General features: G+C 64.8%; 8 protein-coding genes and 1 riboswitch. Of the genes, 4 read left to right on the forward strand and 4 right to left on the reverse strand.

The window, feature by feature from the left end; genetic code table 11:
- A partial coding sequence (locus EN780_RS22875) for an ABC transporter substrate-binding protein (RefSeq protein WP_133372680.1) occupies positions 1 to 1,110 on the reverse strand: 1,110 nt, incomplete at its 3' end.
- Between the two features lie 115 nt (positions 1,111 to 1,225).
- Between EN780_RS22875 and EN780_RS22880 the strand changes: the two genes are divergently transcribed.
- Positions 1,226 to 2,404 (forward strand): ROK family transcriptional regulator, encoded by a 1,179-nt coding sequence (locus tag EN780_RS22880; RefSeq protein ID WP_128275391.1) that lies wholly within the window; start codon positions 1,226 to 1,228, stop codon positions 2,402 to 2,404.
- 41 nt (positions 2,405 to 2,445) lie between these two features.
- Here the strand turns inward: EN780_RS22880 and EN780_RS22885 are convergent, their stop codons facing one another.
- From EN780_RS22885 to EN780_RS22895, 3 genes are all read right to left on the reverse strand, one after another.
- Positions 2,446 to 2,922: an isoprenylcysteine carboxylmethyltransferase family protein gene (locus tag EN780_RS22885; RefSeq protein ID WP_128275392.1), complete on the reverse strand. Its 477-nt coding sequence runs from the start codon at positions 2,920 to 2,922 to the stop codon at positions 2,446 to 2,448.
- Entirely contained in the window at positions 2,919 to 3,920 is a 1,002-nt protein-coding gene (locus tag EN780_RS22890) for a DUF1624 domain-containing protein (protein WP_128275393.1), read from the reverse strand. Before EN780_RS22890 ends, EN780_RS22885 begins: the two co-directional genes overlap by 4 nt.
- Positions 3,921 to 4,131: 211 nt before the next feature.
- Positions 4,132 to 5,310, reverse strand: a complete 1,179-nt coding sequence (locus tag EN780_RS22895; RefSeq protein ID WP_128275394.1) for an aromatic ring-hydroxylating dioxygenase subunit alpha — start codon at positions 5,308 to 5,310, stop codon at positions 4,132 to 4,134.
- A 132-nt stretch (positions 5,311 to 5,442) separates the two neighbouring features.
- On the opposite strand from EN780_RS22895, the gene EN780_RS22900 reads away from it, so the two are divergent.
- The 3 genes from EN780_RS22900 (at position 5,443) to EN780_RS22910 (ending at position 7,426) form a co-directional block, all read left to right on the forward strand.
- Positions 5,443 to 6,135, forward strand: coding sequence for a gamma-glutamylcyclotransferase (locus tag EN780_RS22900; RefSeq protein ID WP_127309399.1), 693 nt, complete (start codon positions 5,443 to 5,445; stop codon positions 6,133 to 6,135).
- A gap of 64 nt (positions 6,136 to 6,199) precedes the next feature.
- Positions 6,200 to 6,394: riboswitch (cobalamin riboswitch) on the forward strand.
- A 36-nt stretch (positions 6,395 to 6,430) separates the two neighbouring features.
- Positions 6,431 to 6,610 carry a CbtB domain-containing protein gene (locus EN780_RS22905; RefSeq protein ID WP_126054052.1) on the forward strand — a complete coding sequence of 60 codons (180 nt, stop codon included), beginning with the start codon at positions 6,431 to 6,433 and terminating at the stop codon, positions 6,608 to 6,610.
- A 15-nt stretch (positions 6,611 to 6,625) separates the two neighbouring features.
- Positions 6,626 to 7,426: a CbtA family protein gene (locus EN780_RS22910; protein WP_128275395.1), complete on the forward strand. Its 801-nt coding sequence runs from the start codon at positions 6,626 to 6,628 to the stop codon at positions 7,424 to 7,426.
- Positions 7,427 to 7,460: the final 34 nt, after the last annotated feature.

The raw sequence follows: 7,460 nt of genomic DNA on the forward strand, positions 1-7,460 counted from the left end.
TTCCTCGACCGCGGCGTTGACCAGCGGATCCTTGCTGGGCGGGCAGTCGTTGCGCGGCGGGATGGCTCCCTCGGCGGCGAGGAAGGCGCCCAGGTTCTCCGGCTTGTAGAAATAGGCGAGGAAGTCGCGCGCGCCTTGCTTGTTCTTGGCGTTGGCAGGCACGTGAATGGAGTTGACGGAGAAATCCTCATACCGGGCGACGCCGGGGACGACTTCGGGAAACGGCGCATAGGCGAGTTGCGGAACGTCGGCCTCCGGGAAGGCGGATCTGACGAAACCGCCGAGGTCCAGCATGGCCGCCTTCTTTTGCGCCAGCGCCGCACCTGCCTGTTCCCAGCCGAAGGAACTGTGGTTGGGCGAGAAGAAACCGGCCTTGATCAGATCGTTCCATTTGTCGAAGACGGGCGTCAGCATCGGATCGGTGTACTGGACCTTGCCGTCCATCAGCGCGATGTGCTTGTCGAGACCGTTGATGCGCAGGTTCATGTGGTCGAACCAGCCACCTGCGGGCCAAAGCTCCTTGGTGCCCATGCTCATCGGGATCATGCCAGCGGATTTCGCGGCCTCGCCGAAGGCGAGAAGGTCGGTCCAGGTCTTCGGCGGGGTCCAGTTGTGTTCGGCAAAGACGTCCTTGCGGTAGAACAGGCCCCAGAGCAGGCCGCCCATCGGCAGGCCATACTGCTTGTCGCCGACAGTGACGGCGCTGGTCGTGGCGCCGAGCACGCTCCTGTAGTTCTCGCGGGCAAACAGATCGGAGATGTCGTCGAACAGGCCCTTGTTGACGAACGCCTTCATGCGGTTGCCGGAGAACCAGAAGCAGATATCGGGGGCGCCGACGACGAGATAGCTGCGGATCGCGGTCTTGTGCGCCTCGTGATCCATGTTGTTGATGGTGACCTTGGCGCCGGATTTCGCCTCGTATTCGGCCGCCAGCCTGTGCAGGATGTCGCGTTGCCCGACATTGCTGAGGTTGGAGATGATGGTGATTTCCTGCGCCTGCGCCAGGGCCGGCAAGCAAAGCCCGCTTGCGGCGGAAGCGGCGAGGGCTGCGCCGGTGCCCTTCAGGAAACGGCGCCTTGTCGTGGACAGAGTCGTGACGTCGATGGCCATGGCTATTTTCTCCTCCCTGAGAGCAGCCGGATTCCGATTGAACCGGGGCAAGTCGTAGCGTATGCAGATGAAGTCGGTCAATAGTTAATTTACAAAATTAATAATGAGGCTAGAAATGAAACTCAAGGGTGATCAGCAGACATCGCGCGCCATGAACCGACGATTGATCCTGAACATGATCCGCGCCGACGGACCGATGAGCAGGGCGGACATGGCGACGCGCAGCGGTCTGAGCCCGGCTGCGGTGACCTTCGTGGTTTCCGAACTCTTGGACGAGAACATCCTCGTCGAGGGAGAAGCCAGCCTGGGGGCGCCGGGGAGGCGGCCTATCCCGATCAGCATAAATTATGCGGGCCGCCTGGTCGTAGGGCTCAAGCTGAAGGCCGGCGCCATCGATTGCGTGCTGACCGATCTTGCGACGACCCCGCTTGTCTCCAGGCAGGTGGCGGTGCCCGACCCGTCGCCTCAAAGTACTGTCGAGGCCTGCGCGGCCGCCGTCAAGGAATTGCTTGCGGACCGCAAGGCGCCGAGCGGAGCGCAGCTCAGCGGCATAGGCATCGCGGTGCCAGGTGTCATCGACAATGGCGTTTGCCGGCTCAGCCACCGGTTCAACTGGATCGACGTACCAATCGCGGCCATGCTCGCCGAACTCGTGCATGTGCCGGTCTGGGCTGACGACGACACCAATGCTTTCGCGCTGGCGCAGCAATTGTTCGGCCTCGGCCGGCATCATCGCACGGTCGGCGCGTTGGCGATCGGAGCCGGCATCAGCTGCGCCGTGGTGATCGACGGCGCCGTGCATCACGGCGCAAGCGGTGCCGCGGGCAAGATGGGGCACTCCATCTACAATCCGAACGGGCCACAATGCGAATGCGGCCGGCGCGGCTGCCTGCAGACCTTCTTCTCGGAGCCGGCCCTGGTGAGGCGGTGGCGTGAAGCGAAAGGCCTGCCGGGCGAGGCCTCCCGCCATGACATGTTCGATGCGGCCCAGGCCGGTGACGAGACCGCCGTGGAGATCCTGCGCGAAGCCGGCGAAGGCATAGGCCGGTTCCTTGGCGGCTTCTGCAACATCATCGATCCGGAGGTCATCGTCGGCGGCGGTGAAGCGGTCAGCTTCGGCGACTATCTGTTCGAGCCGATGCGCGACGCGTTGAAGCGCTATGCGATGTGGAACCCGCCGCCGATCACGCCTGACTGGGCCGACGATTCCTGGGCGCGTGGCGCTGCCGCGTTGGCTACCCAGAGGCTTTTCGATTTCGAAAGCAGGCCTGGGGAGACCAGGGCCGTCATGTAAACGAGGACCCGATCAAGTCTGGCGGCGCTTGCCCACGAGGGTCAAATCCAGCGCCGCACCCGCTTGGCGTAGTCGCGGTATTTCTTGCCGAATTTCGCCGCCAGCACCTTCTCCTCCTTCTCGATCGCCAGCTTCTGCGTGGCGAAGGCGGCGATGAAGGCAAACAGCAGGAACCAGGCGATCCCGGTGATGAAGGCGACGCCGATCAACAGCAGCGTGTTGGCGAGGTACATAGGGTTGCGGGTGATCGAGAACGGACCCGAAGTGACGAGATGGTCGGGCACCGCGTTGGGATTGAAGGTCGTCTTCGCCCGCAGCATGACGCGGATCGCCGTGAACCAGAGCGCGGCGACGAAGAACAGCGCCACCCAGCCGGCGGCAAACATAAGGTCGCCCAACAGGTCGCCGATCCACGGCAGCGGAAAGAAGAGGCCAAGCACGACGCTGGCGGCGATGGCAATGACATAGATCAGCGGCGGCCACGGGATGAGCCCGGGTTTCGGCTGACTGTCGGTCATTGCTGTCCTCCCTCCGTCGCGTCGTCCGTGCTCGCCGTGCAGGCGCCGGCGAGATCGGCGAGATGCGCCTTGAACTCCGGTGTCTGGTCGCCGTTATAGAGCCGGTCCAGCGTCCCTTCGCCCTGCAGCGTATCGAGCATGCAGCCACAATAGCTCGTACAGAATTTGCTGTCGCGCTGCTGCTCGCAGGATATCTGGCAGGATTTGAGGAAGCTGGCGTCCTGGTTCAGCGGCGCCGCCGGCATCACCTGCGAAAACAGCCAGACCGAACCGAACAGCAGCGGCTGGTGGATCAGGTAGAAGGCGAGGCTGTGGCGGCCAATGAAGACCAGCGGGTTCGACCAGCGGCCGGGCGCCAGCTTCGCCAGCCAGGCGAGCACGCCGGACGTGGAGGCAAGTTTCGCCGCGGCAATGCCCAGCAGCACGGCGCCGAACCATGGGAAGAGCGGCACATAGTCGTTGGAGCGCGGATTGGTCGCCGACAGGCCGACCCACCACAGCGCCGGATGGTCGAAGGCTTGCGAGCGCAGATAGAGCGGCGCGGCGATCACAAGCGCCGCGACGGCGATCGTCACCAGCGAGGGCAATCGCAGGAAGGCGAGGCCGAGCAGAGAGGCGAGCGCGATCTCGTGCAATATGCCGAAGAAGATGAAGCCATCGGGCGTGGCGATGCGGGTGATCAACGATATGGCCAGCGCCGCCACGGCGACCATGGCGAAGCGCTTCCAGAAGCCCGGCCAGCGGATCTGCCTCCCATGGGCGAGGAACAGGCTGACGCCGACCAGGAACAGGAAGGTCGAGGCAATGCAGCGCGCGTAGATCTTCCACCAGCCGAAGGCGGTGAGGCCGGGATCGGTGTAGCCGAAATTCTCGAGGTCCCAGGTGAAATGGTAGCTCGCCATCGCCAGCAGCGCGATGCCGCGCACGATGTCGATGGCGACGATGCGTCCTTGCTTCGGCGTGTCCTGAACAGGTTCGGCCGGCGTTTGAAGGCTCATCGTGTCTCGCATTCCGATTCAGTGATGCCAAACGACTATCATGGTTCAGCCAGGCAAAAGAAGGCGGGGCTGCTGTGACATGCATCAATCAGCCCGCCGTTTTCCTCCGGGCGGTTCGAAGGGTGGCCGAGCCTGGGTTCAGCGTTCGCCACGGGCGGGCTGCTGGCGGCGGCCGTGGCTTTGTCACCTGACGGCGTCTGCCGAAGTCGCTCTAGGGTTTGGGCGAAAATGCCTGATGCCGCGCGCGCACCCATTCGTGGAAACGGTGCAGGTCGTACTCCTCCGGCATCAGCACGCCGGCCTCGTGGCGCATCGAACGCAGGCCCTTCTGGTTGACCTCGCAGATCGCCGCGTCCTCTTCCAGCAGCTGCCTGCCGAAGGCGACGATGTTGTCGATGTCGGCTTCCGGCGAGGCGAGCGCTTCGGCCGGGAACAGCCATTCGGCCGACAGTTCCGTCTGCTCCGGGCCGAGCGGCACAAGCCGCACGGTGCGCACATAGTCGACATGGCCGACGATGAACATCGACGGCAGGCTCGTGGCGTAGGTCTGGCCGGCGGCGCATTCGGCCGGCGTCAGGCCGGCAAACACCGGACCGTGCACGTGCCCGTCGCGCGACCAGGTCTCGGCGCCGGCGCGCAGGCCGCCGGAGAATTCCGGCGCGTCATTGTCGGCGTGGCGCGCCCATTCGGGATCGTCGTGCCTCGCCATCAGGCCTCGGCCATAGATCGGCACCAACCGCGACAGATCCTTGTGGACGCCGGGGCAATGCAGGCACTCGTTGAAGTTCTCCCAAAAGATCTTCCAGTTGCAGTTCATCACCTTGCGCAGCGCATGGCCGGTGACCAGCGTCTCCAGCGGCCAGTTGGTGAGATTGCCGGAAGCTCTGTCGAAGGAGGCTTCCGCCGAGCCGGCGGCATCTTCGGCGAGGTTGATGAAGACGAAACCGTGCCACACCGACAGCGCCACGCCATAGAGCGGGTAGTCGGCCTTGTCGAAGCCTTCGGGCAGCGACTTCGACGGCACGCGCACGAGGTCGCCGCGCAGCGAATAGGACCAGGCGTGGTAGGGGCAGGTCAGCAGCCTGGCCTTCAGCCTTCCCTCGCTCTCCTGGCAAAGCTGCGAGCCGCGATGCCGGCAGGTGTTGTGGAAGGCGCGCAATTCGCCGGCCTCGTCGCGCAGCACCACGATCTCCTGCGTGCCGACGCGGAATGTCCTGAAAGCCAGCGGCTGGGCAAGGTCGGCCTCGCGGCAGACCAGCAGCCAGCTTTTGTACCAGATCGCGTCGAGGTCACGACCGTAAGCTCCGGCATCCCAATAGGCCGACGAGGGCAGGGTCGGCTCAAGCCTGGTCAGGCCGGTGTAGAGGTCGTCGCTCGGTTTGGGCTGCATAGGCGGCTCCCTGAATGGTCCAGCCGACACCCGGCCAGGATGTTTGTCAATCGCTCGCGCCGTGGCCATTGTGGCACGCAATCGCCGCCCCTAAGGTCGGCGCTTCACAAGTCAGGTGCCCAGGGACAGTTCATGCCGCCAAGGACAATGTCGCTCACCGAGGAGCTGGTCGCGCGCTGCTTTCGCGTCGTCGAGGACAGCGGGCCTGATCCCAACGCCATGCATCTGGACGATGCCGACTATGAAGCGATGCTGGACACGCTGGAGGCTGAGCTGCCCGGCAGCGAACCGCTCTGGCTGTTCGGCTACGGCTCGCTGATCTGGAAGCCCGAGATCGATCATGTCGAGGAACGGGTTGCGGTCGCGCGCGGCTGGCACAGGTCCTTCTGCATGAAGATGACGCGCTGGCGCGGCACCAGGGAGCAGCCTGGCCTGATGATGGCGCTGGACCGGGGCGGGCAGTGCAAGGGCGTCGCCTTCAGGCTTGGCGACGCGGACCGGCGCCAGCAGCTCGACAAGGTTTTGCGGCGCGAGGTGACACTGAAGCCGACCAGCTATCATCCGCGCCTGCTCAATCTTTCGAGCGACGGCGGCACGTTGCGGGCACTGGCTTTCGTCATCAACCGCAAGGGCACAACCTATGCCGGCCCGCTCGAGGAAAAAGAGGTGGTGGAAAGGCTGGCGACATCCTGCGGGCACTGGGGATCGGGCGCAGACTATCTTTACAACACGGTGAAGAACCTCGAGCAGCGCGGCATCCATGACCGCCATCTGTGGCGGCTGCAACATCTGGTTGCCGAGCGGATTGCCGCGTCGGACAGCTAGGCCCGGTGGCGCATTTGCGCTGGTGGCCGCCGGAATTTGGTTTGCCGGGCGCGACGATTCTGCCTATAGTCCTGCCGTCGTCGGTTCCGTTTTTGGAGCCAAGAGGGAATGCGGTGAGGGCGAATTCGTCCAATGCCGTGGCTGCCCCCGCAACTGTGTGCGGTAGTCCTCTCCAAGACCACTGAGGAAAGTCCTCGGGAAGGTGGGGAAGGGCGCTGATCCGCGAGCCAGGAGACCTGCCGGCGACAGAAACGTTGAATTCTATGCCCTCGGGTGGAGGGCGAAAGGACAAGACATGACGACCGCTTCCGTCTCCCTCGGCACCTCCGTCTCCTCGCAATCGCGCTTCATGCAGCTGGCCATGGCCGCGTTGCTCGGCATTTTCGTCGTCGGCTTTGTCGGCTTCTCGCATCTCGATGCGGTCCACAACGCCGCTCACGACTACCGCCACTCGATGGCGTTTCCCTGCCACTGACAAGGGCCTGAGATCATGAACCTGTTTCGCAACGTCGTGTTCATCGCGGCGATCGCAGGGCTCGTGGCCGGCGTCGTTCTCGCTTGCCTGCAGGCCTATGCAACCGTGCCGCTGATCCTCAAGGCCGAAGTCTACGAACAGGCCGGCGGCGGCCATCATCATGATCATGCCGCGGCGCCTGCCGAGACCGGCAACGCAATGAGCTCCGCCGCGCCGGCCGGAAATGCCATGAGTTCCGCGGCGCCGGCTCCGGCCGAAGCGGCCGCGCCAGCGGAAGACGAGGGCTGGGCACCGGCCGACGGCTTCGAGCGTTTCGCCTTCAACGTCGTCGCCAACATCGTCACCGGCATCGGCTTCGCGCTGATCCTGGTCGCGGTTTCGGAATTCGCCGGTGGTATCGGCAACTGGCGCCAGGGCGTGTTCTGGGGTCTCGCCGGCTTTGCCGTGTTCACGCTGGCGCCGGGCCTCGGCCTGCCGCCGGAACTGCCGGCGATGCCGGCGGCCGAACTCCTGCCGCGTCAGATCTGGTGGACGGCGACAGCGGTCGCGACCGCCGCCGGACTCGGCCTGATTGCGTTCCGCAAGTCGCTGCCGCTGGCGATCCTGGCCGTGGCCCTGATCGTCGCGCCGCACATCGTCGGCGCGCCGCAGCCGGAAAGCTTCGAGACGCCGATTCCCGAAGGCCTGCATCACCAGTTCGTGGTCGCGGTGACGGTCACCGATCTGGTGTTCTGGCTGGTGCTGGGTGCCGCCGTCGGCGTGGTGCGCGGCCGCTTCACCGGCACGGCCACCAGCCTGCGCGACAGCTTTGCCTGATCGAAGGGGACTGACCTTCATCATCGGCGGGGGG

This window comes from Mesorhizobium sp. M4B.F.Ca.ET.089.01.1.1 (assembly GCF_004022605.1).
Classification (GTDB): Bacteria; Pseudomonadota; Alphaproteobacteria; order Rhizobiales; family Rhizobiaceae; genus Mesorhizobium; species Mesorhizobium abyssinicae.

What these genes read in the sequence shown, in the direction of transcription:
- EN780_RS22880 (WP_128275391.1), top strand. Translation starts at nt 1,226, where the DNA reads ATGAAACTCAAGGGTGATCAGCAGACATCGCGCGCCATGAACCGACGA.
- EN780_RS22885 (WP_128275392.1), bottom strand. Translation starts at nt 2,922, where the DNA reads ATGACCGACAGTCAGCCGAAACCCGGGCTCATCCCGTGGCCGCCGCTG.
- EN780_RS22890 (WP_128275393.1), bottom strand. Translation starts at nt 3,920, where the DNA reads ATGAGCCTTCAAACGCCGGCCGAACCTGTTCAGGACACGCCGAAGCAA.
- EN780_RS22895 (WP_128275394.1), bottom strand. Translation starts at nt 5,310, where the DNA reads ATGCAGCCCAAACCGAGCGACGACCTCTACACCGGCCTGACCAGGCTT.
- EN780_RS22900 (WP_127309399.1), top strand. Translation starts at nt 5,443, where the DNA reads ATGCCGCCAAGGACAATGTCGCTCACCGAGGAGCTGGTCGCGCGCTGC.
- EN780_RS22905 (WP_126054052.1), top strand. Translation starts at nt 6,431, where the DNA reads ATGACGACCGCTTCCGTCTCCCTCGGCACCTCCGTCTCCTCGCAATCG.
- EN780_RS22910 (WP_128275395.1), top strand. Translation starts at nt 6,626, where the DNA reads ATGAACCTGTTTCGCAACGTCGTGTTCATCGCGGCGATCGCAGGGCTC.